The organism is Marinobacter sp. LA51 (assembly GCF_030297175.1).
GTDB classification, from domain to species: Bacteria; Pseudomonadota; Gammaproteobacteria; order Pseudomonadales; family Oleiphilaceae; genus Marinobacter; species Marinobacter apostichopi.
This window is the reverse complement of the sequence record NZ_AP028070.1, coordinates 240,475-264,979: the sequence shown is the minus strand read 5'-3', so window position 1 is coordinate 264,979 and position 24,505 is coordinate 240,475. Positions and strand designations below refer to the sequence as shown.

Annotated in this window: 19 protein-coding genes; 8 read left to right on the top strand and 11 right to left on the bottom strand. The window is 58.1% G+C overall.

Annotation, left to right across the window (positions count from 1 at the left end):
• Positions 1 to 218: 218 nt before the first annotated feature.
• On the top strand, positions 219 to 1,343 hold the full coding sequence (locus QUE89_RS01140; RefSeq protein ID WP_286221469.1) for an HD-GYP domain-containing protein: 1,125 nt from the start codon (positions 219 to 221) through the stop codon (positions 1,341 to 1,343).
• A gap of 17 nt (positions 1,344 to 1,360) precedes the next feature.
• On the opposite strand, the gene fghA is transcribed toward QUE89_RS01140, so the two are convergent.
• Together fghA and QUE89_RS01130 are read right to left on the bottom strand one after the other, a co-directional pair.
• Positions 1,361 to 2,206 carry an S-formylglutathione hydrolase gene (fghA, locus tag QUE89_RS01135; protein WP_286221468.1) on the bottom strand — a complete coding sequence of 282 codons (846 nt, stop codon included), beginning with the start codon at positions 2,204 to 2,206 and terminating at the stop codon, positions 1,361 to 1,363.
• Between the two features lie 26 nt (positions 2,207 to 2,232).
• The gene (locus QUE89_RS01130; protein ID WP_286221467.1) at positions 2,233 to 2,664 is read right to left on the bottom strand and encodes a CBS domain-containing protein; all 432 of its coding nucleotides are present in this window, start codon (positions 2,662 to 2,664) and stop codon (positions 2,233 to 2,235) included.
• 201 nt (positions 2,665 to 2,865) lie between these two features.
• Here QUE89_RS01130 and QUE89_RS01125 point away from each other — a divergent pair, with 201 nt between their 5' ends.
• Together QUE89_RS01125 and QUE89_RS01120 are read left to right on the top strand one after the other, a co-directional pair.
• Positions 2,866 to 4,230 carry an alanine/glycine:cation symporter family protein gene (locus QUE89_RS01125; RefSeq protein WP_286221466.1) on the top strand — a complete coding sequence of 455 codons (1,365 nt, stop codon included), beginning with the start codon at positions 2,866 to 2,868 and terminating at the stop codon, positions 4,228 to 4,230.
• 132 nt (positions 4,231 to 4,362) lie between these two features.
• Positions 4,363 to 5,016: a peroxiredoxin gene (locus QUE89_RS01120; protein WP_286221465.1), complete on the top strand. Its 654-nt coding sequence runs from the start codon at positions 4,363 to 4,365 to the stop codon at positions 5,014 to 5,016.
• A 49-nt stretch (positions 5,017 to 5,065) separates the two neighbouring features.
• Here the strand turns inward: QUE89_RS01120 and QUE89_RS01115 are convergent, their stop codons facing one another.
• Positions 5,066 to 6,325, bottom strand: a complete 1,260-nt coding sequence (locus tag QUE89_RS01115) for a methyltransferase (RefSeq protein WP_286221464.1) — start codon at positions 6,323 to 6,325, stop codon at positions 5,066 to 5,068.
• 49 nt (positions 6,326 to 6,374) lie between these two features.
• Positions 6,375 to 7,646, bottom strand: a complete 1,272-nt coding sequence (locus tag QUE89_RS01110) for a D-amino acid dehydrogenase (protein WP_286221463.1) — start codon at positions 7,644 to 7,646, stop codon at positions 6,375 to 6,377.
• 218 nt (positions 7,647 to 7,864) lie between these two features.
• Here QUE89_RS01110 and QUE89_RS01105 point away from each other — a divergent pair, with 218 nt between their 5' ends.
• Together QUE89_RS01105 and QUE89_RS01100 are read left to right on the top strand one after the other, a co-directional pair.
• Positions 7,865 to 8,674 (top strand): TatD family hydrolase, encoded by an 810-nt coding sequence (locus QUE89_RS01105; RefSeq protein WP_286221462.1) that lies wholly within the window; start codon positions 7,865 to 7,867, stop codon positions 8,672 to 8,674.
• A complete protein-coding gene (locus QUE89_RS01100) occupies positions 8,671 to 9,879 on the top strand; it encodes a cyclic di-GMP phosphodiesterase (RefSeq protein ID WP_286221461.1) in 1,209 nt (402 codons plus the stop codon). Before QUE89_RS01105 ends, QUE89_RS01100 begins: the two co-directional genes overlap by 4 nt.
• A gap of 30 nt (positions 9,880 to 9,909) precedes the next feature.
• Here QUE89_RS01100 and QUE89_RS01095 read toward each other — a convergent pair whose 3' ends face one another.
• The 6 genes from QUE89_RS01095 to QUE89_RS01070 all read right to left on the bottom strand — a co-directional run bounded on the left by QUE89_RS01095 (position 9,910) and on the right by QUE89_RS01070 (position 14,910).
• The gene (locus QUE89_RS01095; RefSeq protein ID WP_286221460.1) at positions 9,910 to 10,818 is read right to left on the bottom strand and encodes a LysO family transporter; all 909 of its coding nucleotides are present in this window, start codon (positions 10,816 to 10,818) and stop codon (positions 9,910 to 9,912) included.
• 34 nt (positions 10,819 to 10,852) lie between these two features.
• The gene (locus QUE89_RS01090) at positions 10,853 to 11,224 is read right to left on the bottom strand and encodes a PA4575 family protein (protein ID WP_286221459.1); all 372 of its coding nucleotides are present in this window, start codon (positions 11,222 to 11,224) and stop codon (positions 10,853 to 10,855) included.
• Positions 11,225 to 11,239: 15 nt separating this feature from the next.
• Positions 11,240 to 11,560, bottom strand: a complete 321-nt coding sequence (locus tag QUE89_RS01085; RefSeq protein ID WP_286221458.1) for a DUF2288 domain-containing protein — start codon at positions 11,558 to 11,560, stop codon at positions 11,240 to 11,242.
• A gap of 88 nt (positions 11,561 to 11,648) precedes the next feature.
• Positions 11,649 to 12,062 (bottom strand): response regulator, encoded by a 414-nt coding sequence (locus QUE89_RS01080; RefSeq protein ID WP_286221457.1) that lies wholly within the window; start codon positions 12,060 to 12,062, stop codon positions 11,649 to 11,651.
• Entirely contained in the window at positions 12,037 to 13,233 is a 1,197-nt protein-coding gene (locus tag QUE89_RS01075; protein ID WP_286221456.1) for a response regulator, read from the bottom strand. Before QUE89_RS01075 ends, QUE89_RS01080 begins: the two co-directional genes overlap by 26 nt.
• A gap of 3 nt (positions 13,234 to 13,236) precedes the next feature.
• The gene (locus QUE89_RS01070; RefSeq protein ID WP_286221455.1) at positions 13,237 to 14,910 is read right to left on the bottom strand and encodes a diguanylate cyclase; all 1,674 of its coding nucleotides are present in this window, start codon (positions 14,908 to 14,910) and stop codon (positions 13,237 to 13,239) included.
• Positions 14,911 to 15,020: 110 nt separating this feature from the next.
• On the opposite strand from QUE89_RS01070, the gene QUE89_RS01065 reads away from it, so the two are divergent.
• Genes QUE89_RS01065 through QUE89_RS01055 form a run of 3 tightly spaced genes read left to right on the top strand, consistent with a single transcriptional unit; the run spans position 15,021 to position 21,589 of the window.
• Positions 15,021 to 16,796 (top strand): ATP-binding protein, encoded by a 1,776-nt coding sequence (locus QUE89_RS01065; RefSeq protein ID WP_286221454.1) that lies wholly within the window; start codon positions 15,021 to 15,023, stop codon positions 16,794 to 16,796.
• A 7-nt stretch (positions 16,797 to 16,803) separates the two neighbouring features.
• A complete protein-coding gene (locus tag QUE89_RS01060; RefSeq protein WP_286221453.1) occupies positions 16,804 to 19,659 on the top strand; it encodes a PAS domain-containing protein in 2,856 nt (951 codons plus the stop codon).
• Entirely contained in the window at positions 19,646 to 21,589 is a 1,944-nt protein-coding gene (locus QUE89_RS01055) for a sensor histidine kinase (RefSeq protein ID WP_286221452.1), read from the top strand. Before QUE89_RS01060 ends, QUE89_RS01055 begins: the two co-directional genes overlap by 14 nt.
• 61 nt (positions 21,590 to 21,650) lie before the next feature.
• Here QUE89_RS01055 and acnA read toward each other — a convergent pair whose 3' ends face one another.
• Positions 21,651 to 24,395, bottom strand: a complete 2,745-nt coding sequence (acnA, locus tag QUE89_RS01050) for an aconitate hydratase AcnA (RefSeq protein ID WP_286221451.1) — start codon at positions 24,393 to 24,395, stop codon at positions 21,651 to 21,653.
• Positions 24,396 to 24,505 lie beyond the last annotated feature (110 nt).

Below are 24,505 nucleotides of genomic sequence, written 5' to 3'. Positions count from 1 at the left end.
CAACGCTGGTGTTCGATCCTCCTAACGGAGATAGATTTTACAAATCCATGACGCATCGTCACAAAATGTGAACCCGTAATCAGTTTTTACCACCGACAGCCCGCCTGCTACTGTCAAATTGAGTAAAAGAATCAATCCGCATCAAAGGGATATAGAGCTTAGGTGTCGTTCAGAGTTACACTTTGGACAATCAAAACCTGTAAACCGGATTCCACATATTGAACAATCTTGTCCGAATCGCACCGGGCGCCCTGGAATTGGGCCGACCACTGCCATGGAACGTGTACGATGCCAACGGCAACGTACTGCTGCGCCAGGGCTATGTGATTCAGACTGATAATCAGCTGGAGCAACTGTTCGAGCGCGGCCGGTTCAAACCCCGCAAGATTGAGCGTCCTCAGGAAGACATCGTTGAGGACCAGCGTCAACGCAATCCCTTCGCCGACTACGCTGACCTGCTGCAGACCCTTGAAGTGACCCTGAGCGCCATCACTGACGGTGATCCCTCGGCCCAGAAACGGTTGATGGGGCTAACCCGGATGATCGAACGCACCTGCACCGAGGCGCCCGATGCCAGCCTTGCCCTGGTGCACCTGTACTCGATTGGCCCCACGATACTTGAACAAACTCTGTTCTACGCCATTCTTTGCCAATTCACCGCCCGCCAGTTTGGCCTGGATGACAAACGCACCAGCGTACTCACAGCTGCCGCGCTGACCGCCAATCTCGCATTGGTCCCTGTTGCCGACCAACTCAATGCTTCCAACAAGCTGCTTAGCCCGGACCAGCGCCAGGTCATCAGCAAGCATCCGGAACGGAGCGTACAGGCGCTGCAGGAAGCCAGCATCGACAACCAATTAATCGCCACCATCATTGCCCAGCATCATGAACAGGCAGACGGTAATGGCTATCCACGTGGGCTCAGTGGTACCGAGATCCGCCCGGAGGCGGAAATCCTGGCGTTGTGCGAGCGCTACGTTGCAATGATCACCAAGCGAGCCTACCGGACCCGGTTGAACGTTACCGATGCCCGGCGGCTGATCGCCACGCTGGGCGACGGCACCTTTCGGCCAGCCATTCCCAAGGCCCTGCTCAGGGTTCTGGGGGACTACCCACCCGGGGTTCTGGTGCGGCTTGATAACAATGAAGTGGGCGTGGTCAGCGGCCGCCCGGTGCGCGCCCGCGGTCCCTTCGTCAAGGCCATCTTCGGCCCTCGGGGCAATCGCTACAATGGAACTTTTGAGCGGGACACCAGCGTACTGGAGTACAACATTCGGGCTCTGGAAGAGCCCGAAGTTATGCCGTCAATGGACTTCAGCCTGATCTGGGGCTTCCGGTCCTAGGCCTGCGCCCTATCGGATCAGCGTAAGCCGAGGGCCTGGGCGTGATGATCCAGATGGTCATCGATGAATGAGGCGATGAAGAAATAGCTGTGATCATAGCCCCGATGCATACGCAGATTGATGTGGTGGTGGAAAGTTTCGCAGACTTCCGCCAACGCGTCAGGGTTCAACTGGCTGTCCAGAAACTCATCGGCCGTGCCCTGATCCACCAGCAGTGGCAAGCGCTCGCGGGCTGTCGGGATTAACAGGGTGGCATCCCACTGCTCCCACGCTTTCGTATCGTCCCCGAGGTAGCCGGTGAAGGCCTTTTGGCCCCAGGGGCACTCACTCGGATTGGCAATGGGTGCGAACGCAGAAACCGAGGCGTATCGACCCGGGTTTTTCAGCGCCGCGATGAGCGCGCCGTGGCCTCCCATGGAGTGACCGCTCACAGACCGCTGGTCAGTCAAAGGCAGCTGATCCTCTATCAGTTGCGGCAATTCCTTAACCACATAATCGTACATCCGGTAATGGGGCGCCCAGGGTTGCTCCGTGGCGTTGATGTAAAAGCCCGCGCCGGTTCCAAAATCGTAACTGTCGTCCTCGCCCGGCAGATTGAGCCCTCTTGGACTGGTGTCCGGGCAAACGATCGCAAGCCCTAACTTGGCGGCGTGCTTCAAGGCGCCTGCTTTCTGCATGAAGTTCTGGTCGGTGCAGGTCAGGCCGGACAACCAGTACAGCACCGGGACCTTAATCGGATTTTGCGTAACCGCACCCGGTGGCAGGAACACGGCGAATTCCATGTCACACTCCAGGGTTGCGGAGTGATGACGATAGCGACGATGCTCACCGTCGAAACAAACGTTCGTGGATAAAAGTTCCATAGCATCCTCACCAGATAAAGAGATTCTCAGTCGTCAGCGCTGGCGTACTTTGGCAACTCAATACCACAGCCGGAACGCGCTAACTCCGCCAGGATGGCAGTACGCGTCACAATACCGATCAGTTTGCCATGGTCAATCACCGGATAGACCTTGGGCTTTCCGGCACCAAGATTTTGCGCCAGATCCACCACCGCCATGTCCGGAGAAACCGAAACCGGCTCACGGAACATCACGTCGTCGACGATGGGGTCGCCCTCGCAGTGGTAACTGCTGACCAGCAGCGCATGAATGCAATCCTGTTCTGACACAAAACCCAGCACGTGGCGCTGATCGTCGACTACCGGCAGCCCGGTGACATGATTGTGCAGCAGGGATTTCACCACTCGGGTCAGCGGCGTGCCACAGCGGACAGGCTCAATATGATTCGACATGACATCAGAGACTTTCAGTGATCGCATGGGCAGGTTTCCTCCCGTTGGCTTCAGCTGTCCCGGCCAGAATGCAGGCCTCTATCTATAAACATAGGCAATCGACCGGGGAAAGGAAAACAGAAAACCCGGCAGATAGTTTACAGCGAGATTTTATCGCTTAAACTCCGAGGGTTACGCCTCAAAAGGGCAACAATAAAGGGCAACTATCGCTAACTTCGGGAGATCCCCATGGAAGCCATCTCTGATTTCGTTGGACAACTTAATTCGCTGGTGTGGGGCCCACCCATGCTGGTCCTCATTCTCGGTGTCGGGCTATTCCTCAGCCTTGGCCTCAAACTGATGCCAGTTTTCAAGCTGGGTGCCGGGTTCCGGTTGATGTGGCAGGGCCGTAAGGCCACCGGTGCCGAGTCAGAGGGCGAGATTCCTCCGTTCCAGGCCCTGATGACCGCCCTGTCGGCCACGGTCGGCACAGGTAACATCGCTGGTGTAGCCACCGCCGTATTCCTCGGTGGCCCCGGCGCACTGTTCTGGATGTGGCTGACGGCCCTTGTTGGCATGGCCACCAAGTATTCCGAGGCCGTTCTGGCGGTGCGCTTCCGCGAGGTGGACGAGCGTGGCAACCATGTTGGCGGGCCGATGTACTACATCCGTAATGGCCTGGGCAAAAAGTGGGCCTGGCTGGGTGTCTTCTTTGCCGTGTTCGCGGCCATTGCTGGTTTTGGCATAGGCAATACCGTGCAGGCAAACTCGGTCGCCGACGTGATGGAGGCCAACTTCGGCCTGCCGCACTGGCTGACCGGTATCATCCTCATGGTTTTGGTGGGTGCCGTCCTGATCGGTGGTATTCGCCGAATTGGTCACGTGGCCAGTGCACTGGTTCCGCTGATGGCTATTTCCTACCTGATCGCCGGCCTGATTGTACTGGCGATCAACGCCGCCGATATCCCTGCGGCACTGACCATGGTGGTGCAACACGCATTCTCCCCCATTGCCGCTGAAGGTGGCTTCGCGGGTGCGGCTGTGTGGGCGGCTATCCGGTTCGGTGTGGCCCGAGGCATTTTCTCCAACGAAGCCGGCCTGGGCTCTGCTCCCATTGCGCACGCTGCGGCCCAGACCAAGAACCCGATCAACCAGGGTATGGTGGCCATGCTGGGCACCTTTATCGACACCATCATCATCTGCACCATCACCGGACTTGTGATCATCACCTCCGGTGTCTGGACCTCAGGCGTGTCCGGCGCCGAGCTGACCTCGCTGGCTTTCGCAGAAGCGCTGCCCGGCGTTGGCAACTACCTGGTGGCAATCGCCCTGGCGGTCTTCGCCTTCACCACTATCCTTGGCTGGTCGTTCTACGGTGAGCGCTGCATCGAATTCCTGTTCGGCGTAAAAGCCATCGTGCCTTACCGGGTCGCCTGGATTCTGGCGATTCCCGTTGGCGCCACCCTGAACCTCGGTTTTGTCTGGCTGGTGGCCGACACCCTGAACGCCATGATGGCACTGCCCAACCTGATCGCCCTGCTGTTGCTGAGCCCAGTGGTGTTCAAGCTGACACGCGAGCACTTCGAACAGGAAAAAACGCCGGGCAATGCCTAATTCCTTGTAACTCGCCCTTGTATTTCGCCCTGGCACAACCCACATCTGTTGGCAGGGCGAAGTAACATTCCGGCAGGGTTCTATGCCGGACAAACGGCACCTGCCGAACGTCGCAGAAAAGGAGAAGAGCTTATGAGTTTACGTCTTGGAGATACCGCACCGGATTTCGAACAGGATTCCAGTGAAGGCCGGATCTCGTTCTATGACTGGCTCGGTGACAGCTGGGGCATCCTGTTTTCACACCCGGCGGATTTCACCCCCGTGTGCACCACGGAGCTCGGCCTGACGGCCAAACTCAAGGACGAATTTGCCAAGCGCAACGTCAAGGCAATCGCACTGAGCGTTGATCCGGTCGACTCTCACAAGGAGTGGATCAAGGACATCAACGAGACTCAGGGTTGCTCGGTCAACTTCCCGATCATCGCCGATCAGGATCGTAAAGTGTCGGAACTCTACGACATGATCCATCCAAATGCCGACAGCAGCCTGACCGTTCGTTCCCTGTTCGTAATTGATCCGAACAAGAAGGTGCGCCTGATCATCACCTACCCGGCCAGCACCGGTCGCAACTTCAACGAAGTACTGCGGGTGGTGGATTCACTGCAACTGACCGAAGACCACAAGGTGGCCACTCCGGGGAACTGGGAGCGCGGCGGAGACGTTGTCATCGTGCCGTCGCTGCAGGATGAAGACGAGATCAAGCAGCGCTTCCCACAGGGCTACAAGGCCGTAAAATCCTACCTGCGGATGACGCCTGACCCACACGCCAACTGGGGCGGTAACTGATCCAACAGGCAAACGCGAAACCAGAAAAGGCGCCCTCCGGGGCGCCTTTTCAATTGTCCGCTTCGACTCTTTTCCTAACCGCGTCCAGTAACAGATTCCTGGGAGTCAGTGACCGGTCACAGAATTCCCCAAGCCGCACCCGATAGCCCTGTTCCTCAAGGTAGAGCGCGTAGTCCAGCACCATCCACAGTTCCAATGGTCGGCGGAACAGGTGGCGAACCAGTTCGTGGCGGCGCACTTGCTGCCAGCGCCGGGCACCCTGCGCTTCCCAGGCGTCGAAGTCGATATCCGGCGGCAACGCTATTGCCTTCTTGTTGGCCGCCCAGCGACAGAAGCCGGCAAAGCCCTCGTGGATCACTTTGGAGGGATGCGAAGGCACCGCCAGATACTCATCCATGCCCCGCAACTCCCGCTGCAGGCTATCAAAGCCCAGTCGCCACTGGCTCACCAGCCGGGTCTGCTCTCGTACCCGGGCCGGCGCGGTCACCGTTTCCCGCACCGCAAGGCGCAAGTCACTTCTGGACGGAGCCAGGAGTCCATCATGGCTGGCCGCCCGACGCGACATTGGCCGATAACTATCAGCATCCGTCAGATGATAACAACAAGGCGAGACACTTAACCGGGACAGACCCGCCTCGCTGCCCCGGCGCATCAGGCGTCGGTGCAGGTCGCCACAGGCGTGCAGGGCGACACCGTGGCTCCCCGGCGGCAAGACCAGATCTTCCGCCAGGACATCCTGACACTGCAGTAATACTGCATCGCCGTACTTTACCGCCAGTCGGTTGCCTTCTCTCACCAGTTCGGCGTTCCATTCCAGGCCATTAACGGGCTCCTGGCACACCGCCGCCAGCGTGCGGGCAAGATGGCCCTTGCCACAGCACCAGTCCAGCACCGACTGCTCCAGAGGCCGAATGGCAGCCGCAAACGCTCCGGACTGACCGCGCTTGCGCCCCGGCATATCTACCGCCCGAACCTCCGGCAAGGTAGCCTGACTGACCTCGGACTCAGGCGGCCTCAGATCGGCCAATGCGGTCAGGCGCTCGTATCGTGCCAGCGAGGGCACCTGCGCTCCAACCATGGCCGCCAGCTGAGCTGGTGCATCGTCCAAAATCTGGCGTTGCTCGTCACTGACCTCAGCGATGAGCCGAGCCAGGCCCGGATACTGCCTGGTCCATGGCGGCGCCGGCTCCATGAACGGCGCGGGCTGCCAGAACCCACGATGTTCACGCAGCCAGTCGTTAAGCGCTATCCATTGGCTATAAAACGATTCGTGAGGGTCGTTTAAACTCGCGGCCGGAGGTACTGTCATGCAATTGGCCTTTGCTCTCGTTGAACCAAAAGTTCCTGCCGCAGACCGGCTACTCGCTGAAGCGACCGGGGCGGAAGGCATCCAGGCACACCGACGGAGCCTCGCCATCGATCACCTGGGCAATCAGATCGGCACTACCGGCCGACAGGGTCCAGCCAAAGGTGCCGTGACCGGTATTGAGAAACAGGTTATCCCGCGGGCCACGGCCAATGATGGCGGGGCCGTCTGGTGTCATCGGGCGAAAGCCGGTCCAGGTTTCAGCCGCGCCCAGGTCAGCACAGCCGGGAAAACGCGAGGTCACGGATTTCCAGATGGTGGCCAGCCGGGCCTCCGGGATATCCCGATTGAAGTCCGCCAGCTCGACAAACCCAGTGGCCCGCAGGCGATTCCCCAGTCGGGTGGACACCACCTTGTAATTATCATCGTGAACCGTCGAGACCGGCGCATGATCAGGGTTACTCAGCGGCACCGTCAGGCTGTAGCCTTTGACCGGATAAATCGGTAGCGCCAACCCCAGCGGCCGAACCAGGTGATCGGACCAGCACCCGGCGCTGATAACAAAGGCATCCGCCTCAATCAGCTCCCGGTCACCGTCCTCGGTGGTGATGTTGATTGCCTCAACGGCATGGTCATTGGCAACCAGGCTCTGGGCTTCCACTTTATAGCGAAAACGGACACCCCGCGCCTCGCATTCACTGGCCAGCGCCTGGGAGAACTGGTGGCAATCGCCGGTGCCATCGGTGTCATAACTCAGGGCTCCGTACAGGGGCCCATTACCAACCATGCCGGGCTCGGCGGCGCGAACCTGCTCCGGCGTCAGCATTCGAGACGCTATACCCAATTCCGCCAGCAGCGCCTGGGTCTGGCGATAGCCTTCCAGCGCCTCCGGGGTGCTGGCCAGGTGCAACAAACCGCGGTGATCACCATCGAAGGTCAGATCAAGCTCGTTTTCCAGGGTCTCGAACCGTTCGCGGCTGTGCACGCCCAATCGCAGCATGGCGCGGCGGTTCAGCCCAAATAATCCGGGCGCCCAGGCGTAACGCAGGGTAGACATCATGAAGCGAATGGCTTCCACGGAGGGCGGCATCCGCCATTTCAGCGGGCCGTCTTGCTTCAGCAGCCAGGGCACCGCTTTCAGTACCATCTTCGGATCCGCCCAGGGGTATACCACTCCGTAGGAACGCTGGGCGGCGTTACCCTTGCTGGTTTCATTACCGGCGATCGAGTGTCGCTCCAGCACCGTCACCTCGTGGCCACGGCGATTCAACTCGTACGCCGTGGCGACACCAACGACCCCACCACCGACGACAACAATGCGCATCTACGACTCCCTGTGTTGAATATTGCACGGTAACTGGATACCGAGATGATTGAGCTTCCAGCTTTCACGAAATTTATCAAGGCGCGCTGAAAACCAACATGCCGGGAATTTCCTATGGTCTTTAATTGGGGTAACAATCGTACAAGGTGCTAGAATTCATACAATCAATTCTCAGCGTAGCAGCCCCTTGTAGCTGCGATGGAGCTAACCCCTCGGCAATGAGCAAAAAACGTCGCGAGATCCCTGTATTTGATCATCCGATCATCGAAACCCACTGCCATCTGGATTACCTCAAGGATCGCCCTCTGGAGGAGACCCTGGACCAGAGCCAGCGGGTGAACATCGAAAAAGTAATCACCATTGCGGTATCCCCGGACAACCTTGCCCGGGTCCGGGAGCTCAGCAACATGACCCCGTGGCTGTATGGCACCCAGGGCATTCACCCCCATGAGGCTGAGCAGTACTCCGACGCCACAGAAGCGGAGATCCGCACCCATGCCGGTGACAACAAGATTGTCGCCGTCGGTGAAATCGGTCTGGACTACTTTTACGACAACGCCGACCGGAGCATACAGAGGGAGGTGTTTCGGCGTCAGCTGCAGATCGCCTGTGACACCGATCGACCCGTGGTTATCCACAGCCGCGAGGCCGACGACGACACCATCGAGATTCTCCGGGAATTTGAACAGTCGCTGACCCGTCGTGGCGTGATTCACAGCTTCACCTCCGGTCCGGGTCTGGCACAGTACGCCCTGGATCAGGGCTGGTGCCTGGGCTTTAACGGCATCACCACCTTCAACAAGGCGGAAAATGTGCGTGACATCGTGCGGATGTCCCCCATCGAACAGATCCTGCTGGAAACCGATGCGCCCTTCCTGACCCCGGTACCCTATCGCGGCCGTGAAAACGCCCCGTTCTACCTGCCCTTCGTGGCGGAGAAGATCGCGGAAGTCAAGGAGTTGCCTCTGGATGAGGTGGTGGCGACGACCTATCACAACAGTCTGAGGACGTTCTTCCCCGAACAATGATCAAACGCATCCCCATATCCGCCCTGAGAGTCGGCATGTACATCACCGACCTCAACAACGACTGGATTCCTCACAACAGCCAGCGCAAGCAAGGTGTGATCAAAAAAGAGGAAACGGTCGAGAAAATCCGGCGAATGGGGGTCACGTTCGTTTATATCGATGCGTCCAAGGGGCTCGACACCCAGGATTCGGAAACCGCCGCTGAAGTAGATCGCCGCAACGAAGCGGCCTTGCAGAAAGCCGGCGAGCAAACACAAGGGCTGAGAGCACACGTGCCCATGGAAGAAGAACTGGTGGTGGCGCAACGCATCCACAACCAGGCTCAGGGACTGGTGGGCAGCTTCCTGAATAACGTGAAGATTGGCGGCGCCGTTGATGTCGCCCCCATCCATCAGCTTGCCGACGAACTTCAAAATTCAGTCCTGCGCAATGCCAACGCCCTGAGTTGCCTGGGCCGGATTCGGGAAAAAGACAACTACCTGCTCGAACACTCGGTCAACCTCAGCGTGCTGATGTCGCTGTTCGGCAATTACCGCTCGCTGCCCGCCGACGTTCTGCATCAGACTGTGGTGGGCGCACTACTGCATGACCTCGGAAAAATACTCACCCCGGATGAAGTCCTGAACAAACCTGGGCGGCTGAGCGCCGAGGAATTCGAAGTCATGAAACTGCACGCCCGGCACTCCCGGGACATCCTGGCCAGCACCGAAGGCATCGGGGAGCTGAGCGTAATCACCGCTGCCCAGCACCATGAGCGCATGGACGGCACCGGCTATCCGGAAGGGCTTAAAGGCGATGAGATCTCTGAGTACGGGCGCATGGTTGCCATCACCGACGTCTATGACGCGATCACCGCGGACAGGGTCTACCACAAAGGGCTGACACCGTCTCAGGGTCTGAAGAAACTGGTGGAGTGGAGCGGCGACCACCTGGACTCCAACATGGTCAAACAATTTATCCGTTGTATCGGCCTCTACCCTGTCGGTAGCCTGGTTCTACTCGAGAGTGGCCGCCTGGCCGCCGTAGTGGAAGCCAACGAGAAAGACCAGCGCCTGCCGGTGGTCCGGGTTATGTACCACACCAACTTCCGCATGGCGATTCCGGTGGAGACCCTGGATTTGGCCAAGCCCGGCACTCAGGATCGCATCGTGCGCTCAGTCGACCCGGACGACTATCGGATCGACATCCGCAAGTTCATGACCTAGAGCCTGAGAGGGTCCTTCGACTGTCCGGGTTTACCCCAGGGACAGAAACACCCCCATCAGCACCGGTGAAAGGAACGACAGCAGAAAGCCGGAGGCAATCGCCACAGGCACGCACGCCAGCCCACCGCTGCTTCGGATAACCGGCAGCGTGAAGTCCATGGCAGTGGCACCGCCATACCCAATAGCCATGGCCGGCCGGGCGCTGATCAGCAGGGGAATGATGGCCAGGGCGATGATTTCACGGATAACATCGTTCAGGAAGGCGACACCACCCCAGGCCGGCCCCAGGGCATCACCGATGACGATACCCGACAGCGAGTACCAGCCAAATCCGGATGCCAGCGCCAGCACATCGTGCCAGGGCAATGCCAATACCGGGATCAGCAGCACCCCGGCAAGCAAGGAGCTGAGTGTCAGCGCCAGTGCAATACCCAACCCCTGCCGGTTCATCAGCAATTTGCGCAAGGACAATCCGGCATTCCGGAGCTGAAGACCAATAAAGAACAACAGCAGCATCAGCGCGCCGGTGGCAATGGTTTCAGCCATCGGCAAGGGTGGCAGCAGGTAATAACCCGCCAGCAGGCCGGCCAGGACCGCCAGCATCGGTTTCAGACCCGCCAGAAACAGCCGCCGGTAGCTCGGACTACCACCTGCTTCGCCCTCAGCCGGCGCCATAGGCTGCCAGCGATGGAACAGCCACAGCCCGGCCATGTTGGCCACAAACAGGGCGGCCACCAGCACCAGCACCTGCACGGCCATACCACTTAGCTGGTCCGCCAGGCCTTCCATCTGCCCCAGGCCAAGGCCAAGCAAGCCCAGAATAAAATACACCAGTGCCTCCACCGAGTAGTGGATCACCGTCATCGCCTGGCGGTTCTTCAGTGGCAAAGCAAAGCCCAAAAATAACGGGGCAAGAATCAACAATGCGCCGGTCAGCATAAAATCCTCGGGAAGGCGTAAAGGGAGTGCGTTATTAGACGAGAGGTTCGAACTGATCCGGGTCGACCGATTCGGTGGTGGCCCGGCTACTCTGATCGGCGCGAATGGATCGTGACAGCCGCTGGGCGGTTACCGACCAAACTACGTAATCTGAGGGGCGGGCTTCATAGCCATTACCCATCAGGGCGCCGGCCGTTCGACGCAACGCCGACTCGGCTTGCGCCAGAGTTTTCCAGGGCCCCTGGCACTGCTGGCGTTCCGGTCGCCCTTGATCAGGCCCGGCCAGGACCACCAAGCCCCAGGCCTGTTCGGCCAGGGGCTTGATGAACAACTCCAGGCGCTGCTGCTCACGCACCATAACCAGCACCCGGATGGGCTCACGGCCATGGAAATAATGCAGCTTCACAGCGAATCCACGGCGTTAGTGCAGGGCATGATCGGATCGATCCTGCACCAGGACCCAGGGCGCGATCACCACGGCCCAGAGTTCGGTGTTGTTGTCGTACCAGGACTGGGCCAGGGCCGGTGGAACTTCACCCACCTTGCTATCTGCCATCCACTGCTCGAACCGGGTCTTGTTATCGGCGGTTAGCTCCGTGGCAACGTCCAGCAGATCAAGTTCCGAAGCAACCCGGACCACGTGGCCTCGGGCAAAGTAGGTTTGCAGGTCGTGCCAGTGAATGCGGGAAGTTTCCAGATTCAGTTTTGCTTTCAGTTCATCTCTGGAAGATTCTGACGTCATTATCGGAGCCTCAAGATTGCCAGCTGGATCAATACTACAGGTTACCCGAATGAACAGCCGGGACACCAGAGCAGGCCGGATCAGAAGCTTATGCTGAACGCTGTCCCGGCTCCAGGTTGCTCCAGATGTCTCGAATCTTGTCCGACAGTGCCATGGGATCAAACGGTTTCGGAATCACCGCAACGGCACCCTGAGACAGATAACCATTGACCTCTTCCGGCTGCACCTTCGCGGTCATGAAGATGGCTGGCGTGTCGACAAATGCGGGATGCTCACGGATAGCTTTCAGGGTAGTCGGCCCATCCATGCCCGGCATCATCACATCCAGCACAATCAGTTGAGGCTTGAAATCGGCCAGGGTTTCCAGCGCCTTCTGGCCCGAAGCACAGGTCGTCAGGGTGAAACCACCCACCGCTTCCAGCGCAAGCTCTGCTACTGCCCGAATATCCTCCTCGTCTTCCACCAGCATGATGCGATCAAGTGTGGTTTCCATCTCCGTCATTCCCGTCATCCTCATGCTTCTGCTCATCTTCACTGGATTGCTTGTGCCATTCTTCCAGTCCTAGCTGTCGTAAAATCTTGCCCAACTCCGCTTCCGGCGGTTCCTTCGCGGCCATCAACGCGCCAGCCCTCATGATCAGGCGTTCCTGAGTCACGTTCTCCCGCGGCAGGTAATGCACTGCACCAATGAGCTGTCGAAGTTCAAGGGGAAGAAACCACTGTATCTTGAGTTTATTGCCATAGGGCTGAGCCCAGTCCCTAAGTGCCTGCAACACTTGCTCGTCACCCAGTTCGCCACCCTGTCGCTGGTACTGGTCAATCACCTTGAGCACAGCCAGTTCGCCAATACGGCTCAACAGACCAGCGGTGAAAAATTGCGGTGAGCGCTTGCCCAGGGAAAGCGCCACACGCTGCGCTTCAAGGGCAACGGTTTCGGCTTGCTTCTGATGCTCCATGGCACAGGTGATCAACACCTCGGACGAGAACGCCGCGCTGACATCCAAGGCCAGAGCCAGGCCCTGATTCAGCGCCATGGGCACTCCCATGGAGGCTATTGCATCGCGCATATGAACGACCGGCTCTCCGGTTCGTCGGAAGGACGAACGATTGGCAACGTCAAGCAGGCGCGAGCTCAAGGACGCATCGTCCTGCCAGCGTTCGGTCAGCTGGGCTGCCGACAACTCATCTGCCCGGCCGAGAAGCTCGAGCATAGCCGCCGCATCTGTTTTTACCGGCAACTGGATGACTGTCTTCACGCCATTGGACAGAACAGCCTCCAATGAGGCAAGCGGCTCCGGTTCCTCCGGCAACACCTGGCCAACCATTTGCACCAGGCGGTCGTGCAGCATTCCCACATCGAATGGCTTACTGATGTATCCGTTGATGCGGTAGTGAGCAACTTTCAGGATGGATTCCCGGTCGGCACGACCGGTGATCATGACGATGGCTGCGTCCTTATCACTCGCACGGACCTTGCGAACGATCTCCAGACCAGAACCGTCCGGAAGGTTCCAGTCAACAATCAACAGACTCGGTTTGCGCTTTTCCCACAGCGCCAATGCCTCATAGAATCCGGAAGCTTTTGCTACCGTGATGGCAGGATGGAGCCCTGCTACCACAGTTTCCAGCAAATCCGCCATCAAATCGTCATCGTCTACTATCAGAGCATCCATATCTCAGCCCAGCGTCCTTTCCGTTGTTCGCATATCACCGCCCACGGTCACGCCGTTGCGTCCGGCCTGCTTTTGCCGGTAAAGCGCCTGGTCCGCAGCGTCGATGGCATCGTCACTGGTCAGGTAATTCTGCAGCGGCACAATTCCCACGCTCAAGGTGACCGTGAACTCCTGGCCATCACTGTGGAAAACTATACCGGCCATGCGCTCACACACGGACTGAAGCACCCTACTGGCGTCAGTCAGCGAGCAATTCGGCAATGCCACCACAAACTCCTCGCCACCATAGCGACCAATCACATCGGATTTTCGGAGCTGATGTCGCAGCAAATTGGCCAACCCTTTAATCACCAGGTCACCTGTGCGATGACCATAACGGTCATTAACCTGTTTGAAGTGATCCAGATCGAGCATTGCAACGACTGATTGCTCCCCCTGACGCTGGCAGCGGGCATATTCCTTGTTGATTTCCGACCGCGCCACCGAGTGTTTAAGCAAACCGGTCAAACTGTCCCGCGACGCCAACTTATCCAATTGGCGGGCTCGGTAACACCGCACGGTGACAGCTCTCAGCAGAAACGCATCAGAAACAGGTTTGGCAAGAAAATCGTCGCCACCCTTCGCCAGGGCATCAACCTGGAAGTTGCGGTCGTTTTCAGACGACAGGTAGATGATTGGCAACCCGAGCCACTCCGGCTCAAATCGAAGCAGCCTGGCAAGATCAGGCCCCCGGAAATCACCCATCTGCACATCCATGAGCACGATGTCTGGCCGGAATTCGGACAGGGCACTCAGAATGTCAGCTGGATTGTTGACGCGCCAGACTTCCAGCCCGCCCTCTTCCAGGACCAGCCCATAATGCTCCAACAGCTCCGGGTCATCATCCACAATCATTACCCGACCAGAACCACTCTCATCACGCTCGGTGATCAGTCGCTCCATGTTATCCGCCAGCGCTGGCACATCGACTGGCTCGCACAGGAAACCGTCAACGCCACACTTAGCCAAGGCATAGCGCTCGTCAAAAGAATCTCCTGCCCCGACACACACAATCGGCGGTGTATCGCAAACGGAATCCAGTGCCTCGCCTTCGCGAAGCATCTTGGAATCTTTTACCACAAGGGCAGATACCCCTGACAAACCATGCGCCACAGCACCTTCAAGAGATGGCAGGGCGACTGGCACAAAACCGTGCAGTTTTAGGCCTTCGGCCAGGCCCTGAGCCTCATCTGGATCGGAATGCACGATGATGATGACGGGTTCTGTTGCCGCTTCGGTTATAACAGGCAGTAGCGCTGCGCCCGTGCTTTGACTGACAACCTGATCAGAAGACAAGAAATCGACAAGATTTTGCACTCGTGACACGAAGGTCAGATCAACCACTTCCTGAATCTGTTCCGGCGCAAGCTCCGGGCTGGGTTCAGCCAGCGGTTTGAGCAGCATTTCAAGTGCACGGGCTTCCTCTCCCAGTGCGGTAAAGCCAAACGTACCGGCGGACCCCGCAAGCCTGTGCAGAGAATGATAGGCCGCAGCGACGTCATTGGGCCCGAAGCGCCCCAGGCGAATATTGTCCGCCCTCTGCCGCACCAGCCCAATATCCGTTGCCGCTTTTTCCTTGAATCGCGACTTGAGAAGTTCCAGCTTCCGTGCTACTTCAGAGATGTTCTCTTCAGACATGGCTCATCAATGTAACGTACTCCACAATTCATTCGTGTCAGAGCTATTCGTGACAGACTACTACAGACATCAAAGCAACAATTACCCCAAAGTGCCACAAGGATTTTGATTTGCCTTCACTTTCACTCGGATCACGACTTGCCCTGATTATTCTGCTGGGAACCATCACAACCGTTGGTTCTGTGCTATTCGTGGCTTACAGCGCGCTGGTAGAAGATTTCGAAGACATCCTAACCGAGCAGCAGCTTTACGAAACCCGGCGCATTGCCACCGAGGTCAATCAGCGGCTGCAGTTGAAGCTGGACGTGCTGGCAGAATCTGCAAGCCTGCTCAGCCACGGCGACAAACTGGTCAGCAGTAGTGAGATCGCGATTCAACTGGAACGACAAAAACTTCTCAACGCCCTGTTCCCCGACGGAGTACTGGTTTTCGATGACAATGCGACGGCCATCTTCGAGAATTTCTACACGCCCGGACGAATTGGTACTAACTACTCCGACCGCAGCCATTTCCGCCAGGCCATGGCAAGCCGAAAGCCGGTCATCAGCCGGCCCCTTTTAGGTCGTACGACTGGCGTTCCGCTACTCTCGTTTCTGGCGCCAATAGAATCGGACGAAGGGGATTTACTGGGTTTATTGGGCGGCACCATCAACCTGGGTAAAACCAGTATTGTGCCCGTTGCCATGCTGGAGGAAATCGCAAATGAGGAAGCGACCTTCACCATCATCGACAGCGAAAACTTTCTGTACATCGAAGGGGGTGCAATTACCAAAAATGGCATTATTCCCTTACCTGCACCTGGCGACAACGCGCTGATCGATGCTGCGCTCTCGGGCATCACGTCGGGGCACGCCGTAGGTCCGGATGGACGGACACTCATATACGCCACCAGCCACCTGCAACGATTGGGCTGGCAATTTGTTCGAGCGGTACCCCATGAATGGGCGACCGCGCCGGCCAAGGAGTCATTTGGCCAATTTTTCTGGATCAGTCTCAGCATTGCACTGGTGATCGCTCTGATCAGTTATATTCTGACTCGTTCCGCGATTAACCCTCTTGACCGAATGACTCGAAAAATCAACAGCATGGTTCAAACTCCATCGAAAGCGGATCGGCTGGACCCAAGCGGAGCCAATGAGGTTCGAAACCTGGCCATCGCCTTTAATCAACTGATGGATGAACGGGATGCCATCAGTACCATGAAGGACCAGTTTGTCTCCAATGTCAGTCATGAGCTGCGCACGCCCCTGACGTCGATCAATGGTGCACTGCGCCTGATTGATTCGGGTGCTACTGGTGACCTGCCAACCCGAGCCCGGGCCATGAACAGTCTTGCGTTGCGTAACGGCCATCGGTTGCAGCTTTTGATTTCAGACCTTCTGGACTTCAGCAAACTATCCGCCGGGCGCATGTCGGTGACATTGGCGACGGAATCATTGCAGCCTATTCTCGAATCAACGGTTTTTGACAATCAAACCATGGCCCATGAGTACAAGGTTGCTTTGACCGCACACTGCAATCCCCGGCAGAAAGTGATCACCGATGCGCATCGATTACGACAAATACTCGACAATTTCGTCAGTAATGCTATTAAATTCTCACCGGCAAATGGAAAAGTCAGGGTTTTCGTCGAGACAGGAACGGCCGGCTCTACACGAATTGTCGTTCAAGATCATGGTGAAGGTGTGCCGGAAACCTTTGTCGAGCGCCTGTTTGATCGATTTTCCCAGGCGGATTCGGGAGATACCAAGGCAACCGCCGGAACCGGGCTCGGGCTGGCAATTTGCCGGGAGCTTGCCGCCCTTATGAATGGACGGCTGGGCTATTACTATGAACAAGGCGCTCATTTCTGGGTTGAGCTGCCCTCTGTCGGAAATGAGGCCTGAGTCGACCATGAAAGCACCGGAAATACCGTCGAATGAACTGGAGCGCCAGTTCGCTCTCGACCAGTCGGGATTGCTGGATTTAGGTCCGGAGGAACGCTTCGATCGCTTTACCCGCATGGCCTGCAAGATGTTCGATGTGCCCATTGCCCTGGTCAGTTTGATCGACCAGAACCGGCAGTGGTTCAAGTCTTGCCAGGGGCTGGGCGCCCCAGAAACTCCTCGGGATATTTCCTTCTGCGGTCACGCCATCCTTCATTCCGACCTGTTCATCATCGAAGACACCCTTCAGGACGACCGTTTCAGTGACAACCCGCTGGTAGTGGACGCCCCCTCTATTCGCTTTTACGCCGGCGCGCCCTTGCACAACAGCGAAGGATACCGACTTGGCACCATGTGTCTTATTGATCGGAAGCCGCGCAGGTTTGACGGCGAAGATCAGGCCTTGCTTCGAGAGTTGGCAGACTGCATCGAGCGTGAGATCAACATTCAGGCAGCCTCGGAATTCTACATCGACCTCAAGCGAAGCGAGCGCCGGGCGCGCGCAGTGATCGAGGGCACCAGGGTTGGTACGTGGGAGTGGAATGTCCAAACCGGGGAGACGGTCTTTAACAAACGGTGGGCAGAGATCTGCGGTTATCGCCTGGAAGAACTGGAACCGGTCAGCATCCAGACCTGGCGAAATCTGGCGCACCCGGAAGATCTGGCTGAATCGGAGCGCTTGCTCACTGCTCTCTTTGAGGGAGCTGTGGATGAATACGACCACCGATGCCGCATGCGCCACAAAGAAGGCCATTGGGTATGGGTGCATGATCGGGGTCAAGTCTTTGAATGGACCTCCGATGGCCAACCGCTGCGCATGTACGGAACCCATGCCGATGTCACCGCGGAAATGGCCAACCTTGAAAAGATGCAGCAGCAAAACACGGCGCTGAGCATCCTGAACGACCTTGCCCTCGATCCTGAGACCGACGATGACACCCGTATCCAGAAAGCTCTGAAACTAGGTGCTGATTACCTGGACCTGCCCCTTGCCATTGTCAGCGAAATCACCGGCAGCGTGTACACCGTTCGATGGTTCGAAGCTCCAGAGGATTCCGGACTCAGCACGGGGCAAAGCTTTGCCCTGGGCGACACCTACTGTTCCATCACCGTTGATTGCGACGAGAGCCTGTCTATTGAGCATATGGCCCGATCCCCATACCGCAGTCATCGTTGCTACGACCAGTTTGGCCTGGAGAGCTACGTCGCCGCGCCCATTTATCTGCAGAACAAACTGTTTGGCACCCTGAATTTTTCGTCACCTGCCCCCCGGCTTCAGGGTTTTTCCGACACCGAGGTTACCTTCGTAACCTTGCTGGCCCGCTGGATAGCCGGCGTGATCGAGCGCCAGATGAGCGTGCAGATGCTGACCAAACTGGTGAAACAGACTCCCGGCATGCTGTACCAGTACCGACTCTGGCCAGACGGCTCGTCCGCCATTCCATTCTCCAGCCCGGGTATCCGTGACATCTTTGGTGTCTCCAGTGAAGACGTTGCCGACGATGCTACTCCCTGCTTTGGCCAGATCCACCCTGATGACGTCCCAACCGTAAGCGAGAGCATTGCCAATTCGAGCCGCGATCTGGAAGTCTGGCAGCAGCAGTATCGGGTTCGGAACGGCGACCATTGGCGCTGGATCGAAGGCCGGGCAACGCCTGAAAGCCTGGCTGACAACAGTACCATGTGGCATGGCTATATCACCGACATCGACGACAAGAAGAAGATCCAGCTCGCGCTGCAGGAAAGTGAAGACCAACTGCGCCGCCTGTTTGAGTTGTCGCCCATCGGTATCGCCCTGAACGACTACCACTCCACCGGGTTCCTTGACGTTAACCAGTCCTTGCTTACGCCCACAGGCTACGAACGGGAAGACCTGATGGCGCTCAACCTGAGTGACTTGCTGGCGGGGGGCATCGAAACAGTCCGTGACCGGGCCATGATCGAACTGGAAAACACCGGGCGTTTCGGCCCGTTCGAACAGGACATTGTTCGCCGCAATGGCTCAGTGTATCCGGCGGTGATTCAGGGCATGCGCATTACCAACGCCTCTGGCCGGGCGCTGGTCTGGTCGCTGATTGAGGATATCTCGGAGCGCAAGAAAGTCGAGCGGATGAAGAACGAGTTCATCTCCACTGTAAGCCATGAATTGCGCACGCCGCTGACCTCGATTGCCGGCTCCCTCGGTTTGGTGGCCGGAGGTGCACTGGGCCAACTACCGGAAAAGGCCGAGCGCATGGTCTCAATTGCCGCCCGCAACAGCGACCAGCTGAAACGTCTGATCGACGACCTGCTCGACATGGAAAAACTGATTTCCGGGCGGATGTCGATCCGGATGCAATCCGAGACCATCAGCCCCGTGGTCCATGACTGCATCGAACGGTTGCACACCTATGCCGTGGATCGCGGCGTCTCCATCCTGTTCAGGGATCATCATCCACAACAGCGCATCCTGGTTGACCGCAACCGCCTCGATCAGGCGCTGGCGAACCTGTTGTCCAACGCCATCAAATTCTCGCCCGAACATTCCGAGGTGGTGGTTGAGACTCTCTTCGACGGCCAGCATTTCCGCATTCAGGTCTCGGATAATGGCCCAGGCATTCCAGCAAGTTTCCGATCGCGAATCTTCCAGAAGTTCGCTCAGGCCGACAGCTCGGATACGCGGGGCCGTGGCGGCACCGGCCTGGGCCTGGCCATCACCCGTGAGATCATGACCCAGATGGGCGGTTCAGTCGGCTTCGAATCCATTGAGGGTGAAGGCGCCACTTTCTGGCTACAAGCCGCAGCCAATGAAACCACGTCGGATGCAAATCATGGCGACGACTAATCGCGACTCGCGGTTCTTTACTCTGATCTGGGCATCCCGGCTGGCCATTCTGATATTAATGGTCGCGGTGTCTCTGCTTCTGGATGCTGCAGGCACCTCTAACCACCGAACCGATGTCAGGCAGCAGTGGCAGAACGAACTGGATGAAGTCAGCCTGAATCTGCAAAGCACTATCATCCAGAACATTCAGACGGTCTGGGGCCTTGCCGCCAATGTTGCTGTCGAGCCCGACATTGACGATGAGCGATTCCGGGATCTGGCCTCGGTTATTTTTCAGCTGGCTCCCCAATTGCGAAACATTGGTCTGGCGCCTGATTTTGTCATCCGCCATATTTATCCCCTCGAGGGCAACGAGGCCGCCCTGGGTTTGGACCTGAGCAAGGGAAGCCTGCCCCCTGCGCAGATCGAGCAATTATTCGAGACCCGGCAGGCCATATACTCCGGACCCATCAATCTGATTCAGGGTGGCCAGGGTCTGGCCGGTCGCATCCCTATTTTCGCACGGGATTCCGGCGAATTCTGGGGCGTTATTTCCGTGATCCTTGATCTGGAGCGCATGTATCAGGCTGCCGGCATCCTGCCGATGAAGGACAGCATGAGGTTTGTCCTTTCCAGGTCAGATAACCCAAAAAACCAAGCCGATATATTCCTCGGCGATGCCAAGACCGATTGGCAAGACCCAGTCGCCGCCACTATGAACATGCCCGGCACCCGCTGGACCCTGTTCGCCGAGCCGGCACAAGGGTGGCCCGATCACCCGGCATCCCCCCTGCTGACCCGCGGACTACTGTTGGCCATGGTACTGCTGGTAACCGGGGTCACCTTCTGGCTTACCAGCCTTATGCTGAAAGACCGGGAAATGCAGCGCCGGTTTTGGGGTCTGTTCGAGCAGGCACCCATCGGCATTGCGCTTTACAGCAGGCATCGTGGAGACCTGTTGCGATCCAACCGGGCGTTCGACCAAAGCTTTGGCGATCTGGCCAGTTCGCTGCAGTATTTCGAACGCGGATTCGATCAGCACGGTCAGCCGATACCAGGAGGCCTGGGCATTCAGCGGCGCCTGGAAAACGATGTCAGCTTCAGCGGGGTGGAAAGCTACCTGCCTGGGCCAGACCAGGCCCTGAAACCTATCATGCTTCAGGGTCTGCGGCTGGAAACCCGTGACAGCGAGTCGGTTGTCTGGCTGATTACCGAGGATATATCGGCCCAGAAGAAAGCGGACCGCCTGAAGAACGAATTCATCTCCACCGTCAGCCACGAACTGCGTACCCCCCTGACCTCCATTTCCGGCTCGTTGGGCCTTCTTGCCAACAACGCCGTAGGCCAGCTACCGGAGAAGGCCTCCAAACTGGCGAACATTGCCTATCGCAACAGCCGCCAGCTGGCACTATTGATCAATGACCTGCTGGACGTTGAAAAACTGGCGGCCGGCAAAATGCCGTTCGTGCTCGACGAATACCCCCTGCCCCAAATGATCCGGGAATGCGCGGAAAACATGGAGCCGTACGCCCGGGATCGCGATGTCAGGATCAACATCGGCCACCTGGAGGATGCTCAGGTACAGGTGGATCAGCATCGCTTCCATCAGGCGGTCACTAACCTCTTGTCCAACGCCATAAAGTTTTCCCCCAGGGACACTCGGGTCGACATCTTCACGGAATCCCGCGAAGGCTGCGTCAGGCTCTGCATTCGCGATCATGGCGAGGGCATTGCCCCGGAATTCCGGGAGCGGATCTTCCAGAAATTCTCCCAGGCGGATGCTTCGGATCGGCGGGCAAACGGAGGCACCGGGCTGGGCCTGGCTATTACCCGCGAGTTGATGGTGAATATGAAGGGCACGGTGGATTACGCCTCTACGCCTGGCGAAGGCGCGGTGTTCTGGCTGGAACTTCCGGTTGCCCATAGCGCCGTCGAGCAGGCATTCGACTAAGTACTGGATTACGCTATTGAGCTGAAAACGCCCGGCAGGTGTCACCTGCCGGGCCAAGGGCTTACGCCGACTTGAGCATCTCACGCACCACGTAGTGCAGGATGCCGCCATGCTTGAAGTACACCGCCTCATTGGCAGTATCAATACGAGATTTCAAGTCACAGCTTGCGGTCGAGCCGTCCTTGTAGGTCACCGTCATGGACAGGGTCTGACCCGGTTTGATGTCACCCGACAAACCCTCGATGCTGATGGTTTCCTCGCCGGTGAGCTTCAGGCTCTTACGATCCGTGCCCTCGGGGAACTGCAGCGGCATCACGCCCATACCGATCAGGTTGGACCGGTGAATCCGCTCATAGGATTCAGCCACCACCGCCTTTACCCCCAGAAGGCGTGTGCCTTTGGCAGCCCAGTCCCGGCTTGAGCCGGTGCCGTATTCCTTACCAGCGATGACCACCAGAGGCGTGTCCGTCTCCTGGTACTTCATGGCCGCATCGTAGATCGGCATTTCCTCACCGCTCGGCACATGGCGGGTGAAACCACCTTCAACACCATCGAGCATCTCGTTGCGAATGCGCACGTTGGCAAAGGTGCCCCGCATCATGACCTCGTGATTACCCCGGCGAGAGCCATAGGAGTTGAAGTCCTTGGGCGCCACACCATGTTCCTGCAGGTACTTACCGGCCGGGGTGTCAGGTTTGAACGAGCCCGCCGGGGAAATGTGGTCGGTCGTCACCGAATCCCCCAGCAACGCAAGGATGTTGGCATCCTTGATATCCTCGATGGCGTCTGGCTGCTCGCCCAGCCCTTCGAAGAACGGCGGATGCTGGATGTAAGTGGACTTGTCGGACCACTCATACACCTTGCTCTCGGGCACCTCGATGGCTTTCCAGATCGCATCGCCGTCAAAGACTTCGGCGTACTCCTTGCGGAACATACCGGTTTTCACTTTCTCCACCGCCTCGGCGATTTCCTGCTGGCTCGGCCACAGGTCCTTCAGGTAAACCGGATTACCGTCGGTATCGTTCCCCAGCGGATCCTTGCTCAGGTCCAGACGGACGTTACCGGCCAGGGCGTAAGCCACCACCAGGGGCGGCGACGCCAGCCAGTTGGTTTTCACCTGGGGATGAACCCGGCCTTCGAAGTTTCGGTTACCGGACAACACCGACGCGACCGTGAGATTGCCATCGTTAATGGCTTTCTCTACCGGGTCTGGCAGTGGCCCCGAGTTACCGATGCAGGTGGTGCAGCCATAACCCACCAGGTTGAAGCCCAGTTTGTCGAGGTCGTCGTCCAGCTCGGCCACTTTCAGGTAGTCGGTGACCACCTTCGAGCCGGGGGCCAGAGACGTCTTCACCCAGGGCTTGGTTTTCAGGCCCTTTTCCACCGCTTTGCGAGCAATCAGGCCAGCGGCCATCATGACACTCGGGTTGGAGGTATTGGTGCAGGAAGTAATAGCGGCGATCACCACGGCGCCTGGATCAAGACGGGATGTCTCACCGTCGAGCTCCAGGGGCTGACTGGAGGCATGCCGGTAGCTGTCGTCAACGCCCACGGCGGTCTGGCCACCTTCGGATTCCAGCTTATCCTTTCGGTCCTCGGCAGGGCCCTCGGAGGTTTCCATCAACAGCTCGAACGATGCCTTCATGTTCTTCAGGGCCACCCGATCCTGAGGCCGCTTGGGCCCGGCCAGGCTGGCCTCGACTTCGCCCATGTCGAGTTCCAGGGTATCGGTGTAAACCGGCTCGTGCCCCGGCTCGCGCCACAGGCCCTGGGCCTTGGCGTAGGCTTCTACCAGTGCGATCTGGTCGTCCTCACGCCCGGTCAGGCTCAGGTAGGTCAGCGTCTGCTCGTCCACCGGGAAGAAGCCACAAGTAGCACCGTACTCCGGCGCCATGTTGGCGATCGTGGCGCGGTCAGCCACGGGCATGTCTTTAAGACCATCGCCATAGAACTCGACGAACTTGCCCACCACGCCTTTCTTGCGCAGCATTTCGGTAACAGTCAGCACCAGATCGGTGGCGGTGATGCCTTCGCGCAGTTTGCCACTGACCTTGAAGCCCACCACTTCCGGAATCAGCATCGACACCGGCTGACCAAGCATGGCCGCTTCCGCCTCGATACCACCAACACCCCAACCGAGGATGCCCAGGCCGTTGATCATGGTGGTGTGGGAGTCGGTACCGACCAGGGTGTCCGGGTAGGCAAAGGTTTTACCGTCCTGATCTTTTGACCACACGGTCTTACCGAGATACTCCAGGTTGACCTGGTGACAGATCCCGGTGCCCGGAGGTACCACACGGAAATTGTCGAACGCCTGCTGGCCCCAGCGCAGGAACTCGTAACGTTCCTGGTTACGCTCCATCTCGATGGCCACGTTGTCCTTGAACGACGAAGCATCGCCAAACTTATCGACCATCACCGAGTGGTCGATCACCAGGTCCACCGGTGATAGCGGGTTGATCATAGCGGGATCTTTGCCCGCCTTCTTGACCGCTTCGCGCATAGCGGCCAGATCCACCACGCCGGGCACGCCGGTGAAGTCCTGCATCAGCACCCGGGCAGGTCGAAACTGGATTTCAGTGTCGGAACCCCGGTCCTTCAGCCACTGCACCATGGCATCAATGTGGCTGCGATCGACCGTTGTACCATCTTCGTTACGAAGCAGGTTCTCCAACAGAACTTTCAGTGAGAATGGCAGGCGGTTGATATCTCCGAGGGTCTCGGCCGCCGTCGGCAGGCTGTAATAGTGGTAGGTCTTGCCTCCCGCTTCCAGGCTGGACAAGGTATTCAGGCTATCGTTTGACATGGTCTGCCTCCTTTGCGTCGTATTCCGACTGATTCGATAACTATTGCACCGATTAAACAGAGTTCAACCGCGGAGCCCTGAATGTTCGACATTCGCCCGCTGAATAGTGG

Coding starts and splice junctions, on each gene's coding strand:
- QUE89_RS01130 (WP_286221467.1), bottom strand. CDS start 2,664: ATGCGATCACTGAAAGTCTCTGATGTCATGTCGAATCATATTGAGCCT.
- QUE89_RS01085 (WP_286221458.1), bottom strand. CDS start 11,560: ATGACGTCAGAATCTTCCAGAGATGAACTGAAAGCAAAACTGAATCTG.
- fghA (WP_286221468.1), bottom strand. CDS start 2,206: ATGGAACTTTTATCCACGAACGTTTGTTTCGACGGTGAGCATCGTCGC.
- QUE89_RS01105 (WP_286221462.1), top strand. CDS start 7,865: ATGAGCAAAAAACGTCGCGAGATCCCTGTATTTGATCATCCGATCATC.
- QUE89_RS01080 (WP_286221457.1), bottom strand. CDS start 12,062: ATGACGGAGATGGAAACCACACTTGATCGCATCATGCTGGTGGAAGAC.
- QUE89_RS01110 (WP_286221463.1), bottom strand. CDS start 7,646: ATGCGCATTGTTGTCGTCGGTGGTGGGGTCGTTGGTGTCGCCACGGCG.
- QUE89_RS01055 (WP_286221452.1), top strand. CDS start 19,646: ATGGCGACGACTAATCGCGACTCGCGGTTCTTTACTCTGATCTGGGCA.
- QUE89_RS01120 (WP_286221465.1), top strand. CDS start 4,363: ATGAGTTTACGTCTTGGAGATACCGCACCGGATTTCGAACAGGATTCC.
- QUE89_RS01075 (WP_286221456.1), bottom strand. CDS start 13,233: ATGGATGCTCTGATAGTAGACGATGACGATTTGATGGCGGATTTGCTG.
- QUE89_RS01095 (WP_286221460.1), bottom strand. CDS start 10,818: ATGCTGACCGGCGCATTGTTGATTCTTGCCCCGTTATTTTTGGGCTTT.
- QUE89_RS01070 (WP_286221455.1), bottom strand. CDS start 14,910: ATGTCTGAAGAGAACATCTCTGAAGTAGCACGGAAGCTGGAACTTCTC.
- QUE89_RS01100 (WP_286221461.1), top strand. CDS start 8,671: ATGATCAAACGCATCCCCATATCCGCCCTGAGAGTCGGCATGTACATC.
- QUE89_RS01115 (WP_286221464.1), bottom strand. CDS start 6,325: ATGACAGTACCTCCGGCCGCGAGTTTAAACGACCCTCACGAATCGTTT.
- QUE89_RS01125 (WP_286221466.1), top strand. CDS start 2,866: ATGGAAGCCATCTCTGATTTCGTTGGACAACTTAATTCGCTGGTGTGG.
- QUE89_RS01060 (WP_286221453.1), top strand. CDS start 16,804: ATGAAAGCACCGGAAATACCGTCGAATGAACTGGAGCGCCAGTTCGCT.
- acnA (WP_286221451.1), bottom strand. CDS start 24,395: ATGTCAAACGATAGCCTGAATACCTTGTCCAGCCTGGAAGCGGGAGGC.